17 protein-coding genes are annotated in these 14,071 nt (G+C 63.4%); 7 read left to right on the forward strand and 10 right to left on the reverse strand.

The genetic code is table 11. The features are described 5' to 3' along the window. Positions 1–15: 15 nt before the first annotated feature. Both msrQ and msrP read right to left on the reverse strand, forming a co-directional pair. The gene (gene msrQ, locus GR158_RS13440; RefSeq protein ID WP_160871430.1) at positions 16–672 is read right to left on the reverse strand and encodes a protein-methionine-sulfoxide reductase heme-binding subunit MsrQ; all 657 of its coding nucleotides are present in this window, start codon (positions 670–672) and stop codon (positions 16–18) included. Further along, on the reverse strand, positions 672–1,613 hold the full coding sequence (msrP, locus tag GR158_RS13445) for a protein-methionine-sulfoxide reductase catalytic subunit MsrP (protein ID WP_160871431.1): 942 nt from the start codon (positions 1,611–1,613) through the stop codon (positions 672–674). The genes msrQ and msrP overlap by 1 nt, the downstream gene beginning before the upstream one ends. Before the next feature lie 213 nt (positions 1,614–1,826). On the opposite strand from msrP, the gene GR158_RS13450 reads away from it, so the two are divergent. Together GR158_RS13450 and GR158_RS13455 are read left to right on the forward strand one after the other, a co-directional pair. Further along, the gene (locus GR158_RS13450; RefSeq protein WP_160871489.1) at positions 1,827–3,215 is read left to right on the forward strand and encodes a DegQ family serine endoprotease; all 1,389 of its coding nucleotides are present in this window, start codon (positions 1,827–1,829) and stop codon (positions 3,213–3,215) included. Continuing rightward, the gene (locus GR158_RS13455) at positions 3,212–4,519 is read left to right on the forward strand and encodes a replication-associated recombination protein A (RefSeq protein WP_160871432.1); all 1,308 of its coding nucleotides are present in this window, start codon (positions 3,212–3,214) and stop codon (positions 4,517–4,519) included. The genes GR158_RS13450 and GR158_RS13455 overlap by 4 nt, the downstream gene beginning before the upstream one ends. A gap of 7 nt (positions 4,520–4,526) precedes the next feature. Here GR158_RS13455 and GR158_RS13460 read toward each other — a convergent pair whose 3' ends face one another. The 6 genes from GR158_RS13460 to GR158_RS13480 form a co-directional block, all read right to left on the reverse strand. Continuing rightward, on the reverse strand, positions 4,527–4,841 hold the full coding sequence (locus tag GR158_RS13460) for a DUF1883 domain-containing protein (RefSeq protein ID WP_160871433.1): 315 nt from the start codon (positions 4,839–4,841) through the stop codon (positions 4,527–4,529). Positions 4,842–4,997: 156 nt separating this feature from the next. Beyond that, positions 4,998–5,633 carry an alpha/beta family hydrolase gene (locus GR158_RS13465; protein ID WP_160871434.1) on the reverse strand — a complete coding sequence of 212 codons (636 nt, stop codon included), beginning with the start codon at positions 5,631–5,633 and terminating at the stop codon, positions 4,998–5,000. 13 nt (positions 5,634–5,646) lie between these two features. Next, the gene (locus GR158_RS25150) at positions 5,647–5,817 is read right to left on the reverse strand and encodes a hypothetical protein (RefSeq protein ID WP_167719042.1); all 171 of its coding nucleotides are present in this window, start codon (positions 5,815–5,817) and stop codon (positions 5,647–5,649) included. 61 nt (positions 5,818–5,878) lie between these two features. Further along, complete coding sequence (locus tag GR158_RS13470) at positions 5,879–6,871, reverse strand: endonuclease/exonuclease/phosphatase family protein (protein WP_160871435.1); 993 nt, start codon at positions 6,869–6,871, stop codon at positions 5,879–5,881. A 106-nt stretch (positions 6,872–6,977) separates the two neighbouring features. After that, the gene (locus GR158_RS13475; RefSeq protein ID WP_160871436.1) at positions 6,978–7,601 is read right to left on the reverse strand and encodes a hypothetical protein; all 624 of its coding nucleotides are present in this window, start codon (positions 7,599–7,601) and stop codon (positions 6,978–6,980) included. A 212-nt stretch (positions 7,602–7,813) separates the two neighbouring features. Further along, a complete protein-coding gene (locus GR158_RS13480) occupies positions 7,814–8,101 on the reverse strand; it encodes a hypothetical protein (RefSeq protein ID WP_134649070.1) in 288 nt (95 codons plus the stop codon). A gap of 208 nt (positions 8,102–8,309) precedes the next feature. Between GR158_RS13480 and GR158_RS13485 the strand changes: the two genes are divergently transcribed. The 5 genes from GR158_RS13485 to GR158_RS13505 all read left to right on the forward strand — a co-directional run bounded on the left by GR158_RS13485 (position 8,310) and on the right by GR158_RS13505 (position 12,696). Further along, positions 8,310–8,546: an Lrp/AsnC ligand binding domain-containing protein gene (locus GR158_RS13485; protein WP_134649071.1), complete on the forward strand. Its 237-nt coding sequence runs from the start codon at positions 8,310–8,312 to the stop codon at positions 8,544–8,546. Positions 8,547–8,592: 46 nt separating this feature from the next. Further along, positions 8,593–9,585, forward strand: coding sequence for an RluA family pseudouridine synthase (locus GR158_RS13490; protein WP_160871437.1), 993 nt, complete (start codon positions 8,593–8,595; stop codon positions 9,583–9,585). Then, positions 9,585–10,250, forward strand: a complete 666-nt coding sequence (locus GR158_RS13495) for an HAD-IA family hydrolase (RefSeq protein WP_160871438.1) — start codon at positions 9,585–9,587, stop codon at positions 10,248–10,250. The genes GR158_RS13490 and GR158_RS13495 overlap by 1 nt, the downstream gene beginning before the upstream one ends. Beyond that, a complete protein-coding gene (locus GR158_RS13500; protein ID WP_160871439.1) occupies positions 10,243–11,028 on the forward strand; it encodes an ATP12 family chaperone protein in 786 nt (261 codons plus the stop codon). The genes GR158_RS13495 and GR158_RS13500 overlap by 8 nt, the downstream gene beginning before the upstream one ends. A gap of 135 nt (positions 11,029–11,163) precedes the next feature. Next, positions 11,164–12,696, forward strand: a complete 1,533-nt coding sequence (locus tag GR158_RS13505; protein WP_160871440.1) for an acyl-CoA carboxylase subunit beta — start codon at positions 11,164–11,166, stop codon at positions 12,694–12,696. A 53-nt stretch (positions 12,697–12,749) separates the two neighbouring features. Here GR158_RS13505 and sugE read toward each other — a convergent pair whose 3' ends face one another. Together sugE and fghA are read right to left on the reverse strand one after the other, a co-directional pair. Further along, a complete protein-coding gene (gene sugE / locus GR158_RS13510) occupies positions 12,750–13,064 on the reverse strand; it encodes a quaternary ammonium compound efflux SMR transporter SugE (RefSeq protein ID WP_134649076.1) in 315 nt (104 codons plus the stop codon). A gap of 162 nt (positions 13,065–13,226) precedes the next feature. After that, complete coding sequence (fghA, locus tag GR158_RS13515; RefSeq protein WP_160871441.1) at positions 13,227–14,060, reverse strand: S-formylglutathione hydrolase; 834 nt, start codon at positions 14,058–14,060, stop codon at positions 13,227–13,229. Between the last annotated feature and the right edge of the window lie 11 nt (positions 14,061–14,071).

The following is a 14,071-nucleotide window of genomic DNA, read 5'->3' on the forward strand; positions in this document are numbered from 1 at the left end:
GAGACGGAAGGCTTGTCAGGCTGACCGTTCGCGTCCCGGGAGCGAAGCGTCTGTCCGTCGGCCGCGATTGCGGTTGCGCAGGATCGGACGCAGCAGTCGGTACAGCAGGAGTAGCGCAACGAGCGTGATGTAGGTCCAGGGCTCCAGACCCACCACCTTCACCGACATGGCAAAGTGCAGGACGCCGGCGGCGGCGATGACATAGACGAGCCTGTGAAGCTTCACCCAGCGCAGCCCGAGCTTGCGGATCGACCAGTTGTTCGACGTCAAGGCCAGCGGAATGAGCATCACGAATGCGGCCATGCCGATGGTGATGAACGGGCGCCGGACGATATCGTCGATGATGGCCGCGAAATTCAGGTACTGGTCCAGCACCATATAGGTCAGGAAGTGCATCAGCACGTACCAGAAGGCCAGTAGGCCCAGGGCGCGGCGGTAGCGGATCCAGTTGATGCCGAACAGATCACGCAGCGGCGTGATCGCAAGTGTCGCGACCAGGAAGCGCAGCGCCCAGAGGCCAAGCAGGTGCTCGAACTCCTTCACCGGGTTGCCGGGAAGCCCGCCGGTCGCGCCGAGCCAGAAGCCCCACACCGCGGGCAGAAGGCCGACGGCGTAGAGAAGCCAGATCGAGGCGGCGTGGTATTTGCGCGGCAGTGCGGGAAGGGCGGACATCAGAAGTTCGCCCGCAGGTCCATGCCGGAATACAGGCCCGCCACCTCGTCCGCATAGCCGTTGAACGGCAGCGTCGGCCGGCGGTTGGCGCCGAAGAAGCCACCTTCGCCGATGCGGTTTTCGCTCGCCTGGCTCCAGCGCGGATGATCCACCTCGGGGTTGACGTTGGCATAGAAGCCGTATTCGTTCGGCGCGGAAATATTCCAGGTGGATGGCGGCTGCTTGTCGGTCAGCGTGATCTTCACGATCGACTTGATGCCCTTGAAGCCATATTTCCACGGAACGACGAGCCGGATGGGGGCCCCGTTCTGGTTGGGCAGCGTCTTGCCGTAGACGCCGACGGAAAGCAGCGTGAGGGGATTGCGCGCCTCGTCGAGCCGCAGGCCTTCCACATAGGGCCAGGGCAGCGATTGGAAATAGCCCGACTGCCCCGGCATTTCCTCCGGCCGCACGACGGTTTCGAAGGCGACATATTTCGCGTCGCCCAGCGGCTCCACCTTGTCGAGCAAGGCTGCCAGCGGAAAGCCCACCCAGGGGATGACCATCGACCAGGCCTCGACGCAACGCATCCGGTAGACGCGATCCTCAAGCGGCATGGCCAGCAGTTCCTCCAGGCCGAACTCTCTGGGCTTGCCGACGAGGCCATCGACCTTCACGGTCCAGGGCGTGGGCTTGAAATTTGCGGAATTTGCCGCCGGATCGCCCTTGCCGAGACCGAACTCATAGAAGTTGTTGTAGGTCGTCACGTCCTTTTCGGGCGTCAGCTTCTCATCCACCTTGTAGCGGCTCTCGGACGCCTTCAGCGCCGAGGCGAGTGCCGGCGCAGCGGTTGCCGCCAGCATGCCGCCGGCCGCCGTCGCGATGAAGGCGCGGCGGTTGAGAAAACAGCGCTCGGGCGTGATCTCCGAGGCGGGGATGCGGGGAGGGCGATAGATTGGCATGGGGCGCGATCCGTTCGGGTGTATTCCCTCATCTCTACGTAAAGGAGGATGGCGTTGTTTCAATGGCGGTGATTTTTTCTGCAACCACATTTGCGTGCGCAGCCTGTGAGAGGCCGTGAGCGAAGTCAAAGGCGCGGTTTGCCTTTTTTCCTGCGAAATCCTATCTGAACGTGACGCGCAGACGAAGGAGACTCGCCCATGTCGAAAGCCAGAATGCTGTTTGCCGCCCCGCTTTTCGTGGCGCTGGCGCTTGTGACGCCCGCCACGGCAGAGGAGCGCACCGTCCCGCAATCGAGGACGGAGATGCAGCTGTCTTTCGCGCCGCTCGTCAAGAAGGTCGAGAACGCGGTCGTCAACGTCTATGCCGAACGGTCGGTCGAGCGCCGCTCCATCTTCGAAGGCGACCCCTTCTTCGAGGAGTTCTTCGGCCAGCGCATGCCCAACCGCAGTGAAAAGCAGTCCTCGCTCGGCTCGGGCGTCATCGTCGGCGCCAACGGCATCGTGGTGACCAACAACCACGTTATCGAAGGCGCCAGCGACATCAAGGTCGCGCTGGCGGATGGCCGCGAGTTCGAAAGCACGGTCGTCCTGAAAGACGAGCGGATCGACCTCGCCGTCCTGAAGATCAAGGGCGATGTGAAATTCTCCACCCTGCCGCTCGGCGATAGCGACGCGGTGCAGGTGGGCGATCTGGTGCTGGCCATCGGCAACCCGTTCGGTGTCGGCCAGACGGTGACGAGCGGCATCGTGTCTGCGCTTGCCCGCAACCAGGTGCGCTCCGGCGACTTTGGCTTCTTCATCCAGACGGATGCCGCGATCAACCCCGGCAATTCCGGCGGCGGCCTCGTCAACATGAACGGTGAACTCATCGGCATCAACACCGCCATCTTTTCGCGCGGCGGAGGCTCCAACGGCGTGGGCTTCGCCATTCCGGCCAATCTCGTGAAGACATTCGTGGCGAGCGCCGAACATGGCAATGCCACCTTCGACCGCCCCTTCATTGGCGCGACCTTCGATGCGGTGACATCGGAAGTCGCCGAGGCGCTCGGCCTCGACCGCGCGCGCGGCGCGCTCATTTCGCGCGTGCAGGCAGGCAGCCCGGCGGAAAAGGCCGGTATGAAGCCCGGCCAGGTCGTCACGGCCGTCAACGGCATCGCGGTCGAGCATCCCGATGCCCTGGGTTACCGGCTGACGACCGTCGGTATCGGTGGCACGGCCAAGATCACCGTCATCGCCAATGGCAAGCAGGAGGAACTGACGCTCGCCCTCGACCGCGCACCCGAAACGACCCCGCGCGACGAACGCCTGATCGAAGGCCGCAATCCCTTCTCGGGCGCGGTGGTGGCCAATCTCTCGCCGCGCGTGGCCGACGAGCTGCGCATGCCGACGAACCAGACCACGTCAGGCGTCGTCGTCACGCAGGTCAATCGCGGCTCGCCCGCCGCCCGTATCGGCCTCCAGCCGCGCGATATCGTGATCGAGCTGAACGGTACACCCGTGACGACGACGGAGACGCTGGAAGCGCTGGTCAACGAAAACCCGTCCTTCTGGCGTGTCGAGATCGAGCGTGACGGCCAGCGCATTCGTCAGTTCTTCCGATGAGCGACCTCTTCGCCCCGCGTGAACCCGAGGACATGGCGGCAAAACGGCCTCTGGCCGACCGCCTGCGTCCGCGCACGCTGGGCGAAGTCTCCGGCCAGGAACACCTGACCGGGCCCGACGGTGTGCTTTCGCGCATGATCGAGGCGGGCTCGCTCGGCTCGATGATTTTCTGGGGGCCGCCCGGCACCGGCAAGACGACGGTGGCACGGCTGCTGTCGGGCGAGACGGGGCTCGCCTTCGAGCAGATCTCCGCGATCTTCTCCGGCGTGGCTGATCTCAAGAAGGTCTTCGAAGCGGCGCGGGCGCGCCGCATGGGTGGTCGCCAGACATTGCTCTTCGTCGACGAGATCCACCGATTCAACCGCGCCCAGCAGGACAGTTTCCTGCCGGTCATGGAAGACGGCACCATCGTGCTCGTCGGCGCCACGACCGAAAACCCCTCTTTCGAGCTGAATGCGGCGCTTCTGTCGCGCGCACGCGTGCTGACCTTCAAGCCCCATGACGAGCAAAGCCTGGAAGAACTGCTGAAACGGGCGGAGACGGTGGAGGATAAGCCGCTGCCGCTGGACGAGGAGGCGCGCGCTTCGCTCCTGCGCATGGCCGACGGCGACGGCCGCGCCGTGCTGACGCTGGCCGAGGAGGTCTGGCGGGCCGCGCGCCCCGGCGAGACCTTCGGGCAGGACGATCTCTTTCGCATCGTGCAGCGCCGCGCGCCCGTCTACGACAAGTCGCAGGACGGCCACTACAACCTTATCTCGGCGCTGCACAAGGCCGTGCGCGGCTCGGACCCGGATGCGTCGCTCTATTATCTCACCCGCATGCTGGACGCTGGCGAGGATCCGCTGTTCCTGTGCAGGCGCATGGTGCGCATGGCCGTGGAAGATATCGGCCTTGCCGATCCGCAGGCGCTTGTCGTGTGCAATGCCGCCAAGGACGCCTACGACTTCCTGGGCTCGCCGGAGGGCGAACTGGCGCTGGCGCAGGCCTGCGTCTATCTTGCGACCGCGCCGAAGTCCAACGCCGTCTATACCGCGTACAAATCGGCCATGCGCGCGGCGAAGGAAAACGGTTCGCTGCTGCCGCCCAAGCACATCCTCAACGCGCCGACCAAGCTCATGAAGGGCGAGGGCTATAGCGACGGTTACCTCTACGACCATGACCAGCCGGATGCGTTTTCCGGCCAGGATTATTTCCCGGAGAAGATGGGCCGCAGAACCTTCTATGATCCGCCGGAGCGCGGTTTCGAGCGCGAGCTGCGCAAGCGGCTGGAATGGTGGGCGAAGCTGCGCCGCGAGCGCAGCTAGGGCGGCGTTACGCGGCGTTGAAGCGCTGCGCCGGCTTCTCCGGACCCTTCGGCACGATCTTGATCGAGGATTGCGCCTTGCCCGGATGTCCTTCCATATCCACCACGACGTGCCAGTGGCCGCTCTGCGGGATCTTCAGCCGGATTGGCGATTGCTTGGCCACCCCACCGAGGAACTTGTGGTGACGCGCGTTCTTGAAGAGGTCGAAATTGCCGTGGGTCATCAGGCGCACATTGGCGATGGACGACAGCGTGATTTCGATGACCGTCCCGGAGCGCTGCATGTCGAGGTCGTAGTGCGTGTAAGGAAAGCTGTGCGTCATGGCTTGCCCGGCGTCGTGTGATACGGCGGCATGATGGCACGGTCCGGTTAATGTTCCCTTTGCCGAAAATGGATCGTGTTTCAACGTCTTGCAAGGACAAGCGGATTCAATTCGTCAAACCGTTGAATCGATCCCTCAGCTTCGCTCGACGGTCCGTCAGAGCGTTGTCGTCCACGCCTTCACCGTACTCGCCATCGTCGCGAGATGGTCGGCGGCGGAGAAGCCGGAAATGGACTTGCGCGGCTTCAGGTCGTGATCGCCGTCTTCGAGCCAGAGCAGGCGGATGCGTTCGGGCAGGTCATAGGCATCCACCTCGTCCTTCGTGCCGAAGGGATCGCGCGTGCCCTGGCAGAAGAGCGCCGGTATCTGCAGCGTCATCAGGTGGGCGGTGCGCAGTTGCGTCGGTTTCTCAGGCGGGTGGAACGGGTAGCCGAGACAGAGCAGGCCGGCGATGCGTCCGGCGGCGTGGAGGTCGTCGGCTACCATGCTGGCGACACGCCCGCCCATCGACTTGCCGCCGATGACCAGCGGACCCGTTGCGCCGAGCGCGGAAACGGCTGCACGGAATTCCGGGTTCAGCGTCTCCGCCTTGGGTGGCGGACGGCGGCCACCATCCGTGCGCCGTGCCGCCATGTAGGAAAATTCGAACCGCGCGACATGCAAGCCTTGCGCCGCCAGGGCCTCTGCGGCGGCGTTCATGGCCGGCGAATCCATCGGGGCGCCGCTGCCATGGGCCAGAAGCAGCGTCACCGGCGCGTTATCAGGGCCGGTGAAGAGAAAGCGGCCGGTCACGCTGCGGTTCCGCTCACTTGGCGTGATCCTTCACATCGCCGGGCGCGATGGGGTCGCTGGCGGGAAAGGTCTCTTCCAGCGCCTCTTCCAGGTAATCGTCCTGCTCGGCCTTCGGGCTCTTTTCCTTCTGCCGGGCACGTTCCTGTTCGAGCGAGGCTTTCGGGCTGTCCTTCCTGGTCGTCATCGTCGTCTCCTCGTTGCGGGTACACATGCAAGATAGCGTGTTTTTCCGGCGCGGCGAGGTCTCAGGTTTGCGGCAGGGTCAGTTCGACGATGACAGGACGGTGGTTCGAGCCGAAGGCTGGGCCCAGACGATGGTCGCGCAGGAAGATGTCGGGCGAAACGGCAATATGATCGATTGTGGAGCCGATATAGGCGAGAGCCTCGAGCTTCATGGTGAAGCGGGTGACCGGCTGCAGCCATCCGACCGCCGTCGAGGCCAGGCCGGATTGCTGGAGGAAGGTGCGGAAGAAGGGCGACCATGTCGGCGTATTCCAGTCGCCGGCAACAATCACCGGTGCCCGTTCGAGATCGCCTTTCACGGCATCGGCGGCCGCCGAGAGGTAAGCGTTGCGGTCACGCCACTGCCAGAGCCGCCGTGGCGTTTCCGGGTGGAAGGCGTAAAGGAAAAGCGGCTTTCCGGCGAGGTCCAGTTCCAGCCGCAGCGGCTGCTTATAGGCCTGTGGCTCGGTGACGGCGCGCTTCAGTTCCGTTTCGGCGCGAATGGGCAGGGTCGAATAGACTTTGAGCGCGTCCCGCAGCATCGCCTCCGTGCTGCTCTCATAGGGATAGAGCCCGGATGACGAGAGGAGCCGCTCCCAAGCCGGACTGGTCTCTTCGAGGACGACGATGTCAGGCCGTTCCTGCTTCAACAGGGCGAGGAAGGCGGTACGATCCTTGATGTTGTCGCCGAAGATGTTCGCGGTCATCACCTTGATGCCGCCTTGCGCGGACGAGGCGCGCGCCGTCGGCACGTCGGCGGCCGGCAGGAGCGCGACGGCAAGGCCGATGACCGCCATGGTGATGGCCTTGATGCGGCGGGTCAGGAAGGCCGCGACGGTCAGCAGCACGCCGACGGCGACGACGTAGGGCCAGGCGAAGGTGACGAGGTCCACCAGCCAGAAGCGATCGGCAGCAAGCACGACGGTGCTGACGGCGAAAAGATAGGCAATGACGCCCGGCAGGACGAAAACACGGTAGGCGAGGGCGATCGCTCCCTTGCGCGGTGCTGTGGGCATCGGCGGTTCCTTCTGCATCACGGGATAAGCCGTAAAGGCGATTCCCCGTAACGGGAAGTTCGCATGTAGCCCGTGCAATCCCGCACCGCAATGACAACCTGGCCGGCTACAGCGTCGTCAGGCTTTCAGAGATGTCGTTCCAGCCGGGATTGGTCGCCTCGATGAAGCCGATCTTCCTCTGGCGCGACCATTTCCGCATCTCCTTCAGACGGTTCATGGCGCTTTCCTTACTGTCATGCCATTCGCACCAAACCAGTACGTTCGGGTGTTTGGCAGCAGAGCTGTTTCTCGCCTTGTTTATATGCGGCTCCAGCGTGCTGGCCGCCTGCAACAGCAGACGATCACCAGGACCTGACGCAAGTATGTAAACGTACCATGTGTCTGCTTCGCTGCCACCGGCGCCACGAGGCTCCAATGACGACGCCCTTCCCTCGGCGAAGCCTGCTGTGAAGGCTTGCTGTTTCATGGCAAACCTTTCTCGAAGTACGTTGAGGTCTGCGCGCGCTTCGCTTTCGTCGAATGGCGGGCTGTGTTGCTCGTCAGTGATTACTGGCGCTTTTGCTTTGCTGTGCGCAAGAGCATTCTCACGGCACGCACGTTCTGTAAGGAATGAGGCGATCGATCGACCGATAAAATCATTATGCCGATCGCGAAGCTCCCAATGCCAGCCCAATTTTGTGAACTGGAATGTCCATCCCCCATCTTCAAAGTTTTGTTTCTGCCCCCTCATAACATCTCCCCACAAGCCATGTTTCCCGTTAAGGTAGTGTATGATTGTCTTCCGCTATACGCAAGCTGGCAAAGATGTTGGTTTTTAAGCGAGATCAAACACAGCGGCGGGAAAGTGGACCAAAATTTCTACATGTCTTGTTTGCTCCTCGCAAAAAGAAAGCCCCCGCAAACGGGGGCGAGGTGTTGGGGACGGCTGTTGTCGGGGAGGGATCAGTCGACGTCGGGCGGGATTTCCCGACCGTTCTCGTCATATTGGCGCTGCGCTTCGGCGACCGTGACCTGGGGGCGCAGTTGCGGCGCCGTGAGGAGGGCGAGCGCAAGCGCAGGCGGCTGGATGACGTTGAGGACGGCGACCACGCGCGCATCGCCGCGCACCTTCGCATCCTCGCTCCAGTGATGGATGCGTTCCTCGAAGAGCGTATGGCTCCGCGTGGTGGTCTTCGCGCCGAGCGCGGCATAGGCGGCGGTTGCCGGAGAGACTGTCACGATCTGGGTCATGGCATTTCAACGGTTGGTCGGATGGCAGACCCTATCAGTCGGGAATTTCGCTGCGGTGAATTGTGACGGTCGTATTTTCATCGAATTTTAACGGATGCCGGCGTCCTCCCGCGGTCTTGCCTTTGCGGTGCCAATTCCGCCATAAGGAATGCGGAATGCCGCCGGGATCGCGCGGCTCAAGCATGCCGCCGATGGCGCGGGAGGACCGATGAAGCCGATTTTCGTGCAACTGCAATGCGCTCCGGGCAAGACCTATGAAGTGGCGGATGCGCTTTACGCGACCGAGCTCATCTCGGAGCTCTATTCGACGAGCGGCGAGTTCGATCTGCTGCTCAAGATCTATGTCGAAAGCGAAGAGGATATCGGCAAGTTCATCAACGATCATGTCGCGTCCATTCCCGGCATCGTGCGTTCCCTGACGACACTGACCTTCCGCGCCTTCTAATTCCTTCGTTCTTGCGCTATGAGCGGCGCAACGAAAGAAGGCTGACATGGCAGGCATCGAACACAAGCAGGTGGAGAACGACGAGGCGGGCATGCGCCTCGACCGGTGGTTCAAGGTCCACTATCCGGGGCTCGGCTTCGGTCCGCTCCAGAAATTGCTGCGCTCCGGGCAGGTCCGCATCGATGGCGGGCGCGCGAAAAGCGATACGCGCGTGCAGCCCGGACAGATGATCCGCATTCCGCCCATGGATGTCGATCCGAAGGCCGTGAAGTCTGGCCCTATTGCCGGGCGCGACCTCAAGCATTCCCCGGACGGCGAACTCCTGTCGCGCATGCTGCTGCACGAGGACGACAAGGTGTTCGTGCTCAACAAGCCCGCCGGCATCGCCGTACAGGGCGGCTCGGGCGTCACGCGTCATATCGACCAGATGCTGGAAGCCTGGACGAGCCAGAAGGGCGAGAAGCCGCGCCTCGTGCACCGCCTCGACCGCGACACCTCGGGCGTTCTCGTCATCGCCCGCACGCGCGGTGCCGCGCAGAAGCTCACGGCTGCGTTTCGCGAGCGCGACACCAAGAAGACCTACTGGTCGCTGGTCAAGGGCGTGCCGAAGAAGCGCGAGGACAAGATTTCCACCTGGCTCGTCAAGGAGCAGACACAGGATGGCGATCGCATGCGCATCGCCAGGCATGGCGAGGATGGTGCAGACCACGCCGTCTCTTTCTACCGCGTCGTCGAGCAGGCGGGGCAGAATTTTGCGTGGCTGGAGATGGAGCCCTATACCGGCCGCACGCACCAGCTGCGCGTCCACGCTCTGCACATCGGCCACCCCATTCTCGGCGACCCCAAGTATTTCGATGCGGACGTGAACTGGAATTTCCCGGGCGGGGTGCAGAACCGGCTGCACCTGCATGCGCGTCACATCGACATTCCCCATCCCAATGGCGGGCGCCTGCGCGTGACGGCGCCTCTGCCCCCGCACATGGTGCAGACGTGGAACCTGTTCGGTTTCGACCAGAATACGGCGGATGAGGAAGAGTGATGCGGCTCGTGCTTTTCGATTGCGACGGAACGCTGGTGGACAGCGTCAAGCTGATCCACGAGGTCATGGCGCGCACCTTCGTCGATTTCGGTTATGCCCGGCCCGATGTGTCCGAGACCAAGGCGATCATCGGGCTCACCCTCGACATCGCGATTGCCCGCATGCAGGGCAAGCCGCATGTCGATGACGAAGCGCTGGCAATGACGGCGCATTACAAGGCCATCTTTACCGGCGTGCGCGCCGAACCCGGTTTCCAGGAGCCGCTTTTCGACGGCATCGCGCCGATGATGGCGCGGCTGGAGCGCGAAGACGACCTGATCCTGGGTGCGGTCACCGGAAAGTCCCGCCGCGGCCTCGATCTCATTCGCGCCTCGCATGGCTTCGACAAGACGTTCTTCGTATCCCGCACCGCCGACGACTGCCCTTCCAAGCCGCATCCGGCTATGGTTACGGAATGCTGCAGCGAGGCGGGTATCGATGCGGACCGCACGGTCGTGATCGGCGATGCCGTCTATGACATGCAGATGGCCAAGGCGGCCGGTGCCAAGGCCATCGGCGTTTCCTGGGGATATGCGAGTGTTCCCGAACTGGTCGATGCGGGCGCGGACCATATCCTGCGCACGCCGGCCGACCTCCTCGAATGGCTGGAGATTTCCGATGCGTGATATCCGAAGCGATCTTTCCGACGCGATGAGCGATCCCGATCCGGTGCGCCGCGCGCAAATCCAGATGAAGCGGCCGCTGCCGAAGCGGTTCTACAAGGACGTGACGACCGAGCCGTCGGAGGAGGGCTTCCGCATCCTTCTCGACGGCCGTCCGGTGCGCACGCCGGGCAAGAACGTCCTGGCGGTGCCGTCCCAGGCGATCGCCGATCGCCTGCGCGAAGAATGGGACGGGCAGGGCGAGGAGATCGATCCCGCGAAGATGCCGGTCACCCGCCTCGTCAACACGGCCATCGACGGCGTCACCGCCAATTTCGATGCGGTGGCCGACGAGATCGTGCGGTTCGCCGGTACCGACATGCTGTGCTACCGCGCCGATTCGCCCGAGGGCCTCGTCAACCGCCAGCGCGACGGCTGGGATCCGATCCTGCGCTGGGCGGCCGACGCCAAGGGCGCCCGGTTCATCCTCGTCGAAGGCGTGATGCATCAGGAGCAGCCGGCACCGGCGATCGATGCTTTTGCCGCAGCACTTTCCGCCCACACCGATTCGCTCGCGCTGGCCTGCCTGCACACGATCACGACGCTGACCGGATCGGCGCTGCTGGCGCTGGCGCTGGCGGAAGGCGTTATCGACGCAGAGACGGCCTGGTCTCTCGCCCATGTGGACGAGGACTGGCAGATCGAGCATTGGGGCACCGACGAGGAGGCCTTCCGGCGCCGGGAATTGCGGCGCGAGGAGATGGATGTCGCCGCCTCTGTTCTCGCCGGCATTCCGCGCTGACCTAAGAGTCCGTTTGGAAACCCTCCGCCACCGGGTTTCCAAACGGACTCTGAGACCATCGATCTAGGCAAATCCTCTTCAAGCCCCCGGTTCCCCGTGCTAAGCCGTTGTCTGAACGGGAGGAACCGAGGGATCATGAAGGAAATTCTCCACGAGCTCGAAGTCCGGCGCGAGCGCGCCCGCATGGGTGGCGGCCAGGCGCGCATCGATGCGCAGCACAAGCGCGGCAAGCTGACGGCGCGCGAGCGCATCGATGTCTTCCTCGACGAGGGCTCGTTCGAGGAGTTCGACATGTTCGTCGAACACCGGTCCACGGATTTCGGCATGGAGAAGACGAAGATCGCCGGCGACGGCGTCGTCACCGGCTGGGGCACGGTCAATGGTCGCACCGTCTTCGTCTTCGCCAAGGATTTCACGGTCTTCGGCGGTTCGCTTTCCGAGACCCATGCCCAGAAGATCATGAAGGTCCAGGACATGGCGCTCAAGAACCGGGCGCCGATCGTCGGCCTTTACGATGCCGGCGGTGCGCGTATCCAGGAGGGTGTGGCGGCGCTGGGCGGTTATGCCGAGGTCTTCCAGCGCAACGTGCTGGCCTCCGGCGTCATTCCGCAGATTTCCGTCATCATGGGACCGTGCGCCGGCGGCGACGTCTATTCCCCTGCCATGACCGATTTCATCTTCATGGTGCGCGACACGTCCTACATGTTCGTGACGGGCCCCGATGTCGTGAAGACCGTGACGAACGAGACGGTGACGGCCGAGGAACTCGGCGGCGCCTCCGTGCACACCACGAAATCCTCGATCGCCGACGGCGCCTACGACAACGATGTCGACGCGCTTCTGCAGGTTCGTCGCCTGGTCGATTTCCTGCCGCAGTCCAACACGTCGCCCGTGCCCGAGATCGAATGCTTCCAGTCCGTGGAGGAGATCGACGCGTCGCTCGACACGCTTGTGCCGGCCAATGCCAACAAGCCCTATGACATCAAGGAACTGATCCTCAAGACCGTCGACGAGGGCGACTTCTTCGAGATCCAGGAAAGTTTCGCCCGCAACATCGTCTGCGGCTTCGGCCGCATCGAGGGCGCAACGGTCGGCTTCGTCGCCAACCAGCCGATGGTGCTGGCGGGCGTTCTCGATTCGGATGCCAGCCGCAAGGCCGCACGCTTCGTGCGCTTCTGCGACTGCTTCAACATCCCCGTCGTGACCTTCGTGGATGTTCCGGGCTTCCTGCCGGGCACGGCGCAGGAATATGGCGGCCTCATCAAGCATGGCGCCAAGCTGCTCTTCGCCTTTGCGGAGGCGACGGTGCCGAAGGTAACGCTCATCACGCGCAAGGCCTATGGCGGCGCCTATGACGTCATGGCCTCGAAGCACCTGCGCGGCGACATCAACTATGCCTGGCCGACGGCCCAGATCGCGGTGATGGGAGCGAAAGGCGCGGTGGAGATCATTTTCCGGAAAGATATCGCCGATCCCGAAAAGATCGCCGAGCACACGAAGATGTACGAGGACCGGTTCCTCTCACCCTTCGTGGCGGCCGAGCGCGGCTATATAGACGAGGTGATCATGCCGCACTCGACGCGCAAGCGTATTGCCCGCGCACTCCGCCTGTTGCGCAACAAGGACCTGGAAAATCCCTGGAAGAAGCACGACAACATCCCGCTGTAGGGGACCGTCCGACAGCGTGCCGGGAGCTTCGCCCCCGGCCGTGCTGGCGGCGTCTAGGCGACGAATTTCAGGCCGAGAATGCCGGTGACTATAAGGGCGATGCAGCCGATCCGCATGGCGGTGGCCGGCTCGGCGAACAGGACGATGCCGAGAATGACCGTGCCGACGGTGCCGATGCCGGTCCAGATCGCATAGGCCGTGCCCATGGGCAGCGTCTTCACGGCTAGGCCGAGAAGCACGATGCTGACCAGCATGGAACCGGCGGTGAGAACGGTCGGCACGAGCTTGGTGAAACCATCGGTATATTTGAGACCGACGGCCCAGCCGATTTCGAAGAGACCTGCAAGGGTGAGGAGAATCCAGGGCATTTTGCCTACTCCGTTTGAAAGGAGCGAGGCCGTCCCCGCGATCGTGACCGGATTGCCCGGCGGTAGCCGTCTACCGGGTGGGAATATCGCGCATTGGCAGGCCGATCGCAAGAGCGGGGACGGCATGTCAGCCATGCGCCCCCGCCATGGGAAGCCGTTCCGTCAGCCGAGGCGTTCGGCGTGCCACTTCAGATGGTCGTCCATGAAGGTCGAGATGAAGTAGTAGGAGTGGTCGTAGCGCTCGTGCATGCGCAGCGTGAGCTTGATGTCCGTATCCTTGATCGCCTCCTCGAACAGCCAGGGGCGAAGGCCGTTGTCGAGGAAGCCATCCGCCTTGCCCTGATCGATGAGGAATTCGGGGAAGCGTGCGCCATTGGCCACCAGCGCGCAGGCATCGTATTCGCGCCAGGCGGCCTTGTCGGCGCCGAGATACTTTTCGAAGGCGGGTGCGGACCAGTCGGCCGTCGAAGGCTCCACGATGGGGGCGAAGGCGGAGCAGCTCTTGAACCGGTCTGGATGCTTGAGCGCGATGGTCATGGCGCCGTGTCCGCCCATCGAGTGACCGAAAATGCCCTGGCGATCCATGTCCATGCGGAAATGCTGGCTGAGGAAATTCGGCAGCTCTTCCGTCACATAGCTGTACATCTGGTAGTTTTCCGCCCAGGGCGCCTCCGTGGCGTCGAGATAGAAGCCGGCGCCCTTGCCCATTTGCCAGTTGGTGATCTCGTCGGGCACCTCATTGCCGCGCGGGCTGGTATCGGGGCAGACGACGATCAGGCCAAGCTCCGCCGCCATGCGGCGATATTCGCCCTTCTCCATGACATTGGCATGGGTGCAGGTGAGGCCGGAGAGATACCACAGCACCGGGCGCGGCTCCTTGATCGCCTGCGGCGGCACGAAGACGGCGAAGGTCATCTCCGTCTTGCAGGCTTCGGAATCGTGGGCGAATACGCCCTGCATGCCGCCGAAGGCGGTGTTCTGGGATAGCACTTTCATGGAAGCTCCTG

This window comes from Shinella sp. AETb1-6, from assembly GCF_009826875.1.
In the GTDB taxonomy this organism is placed as follows: domain Bacteria; phylum Pseudomonadota; class Alphaproteobacteria; order Rhizobiales; family Rhizobiaceae; genus Shinella; species Shinella sumterensis.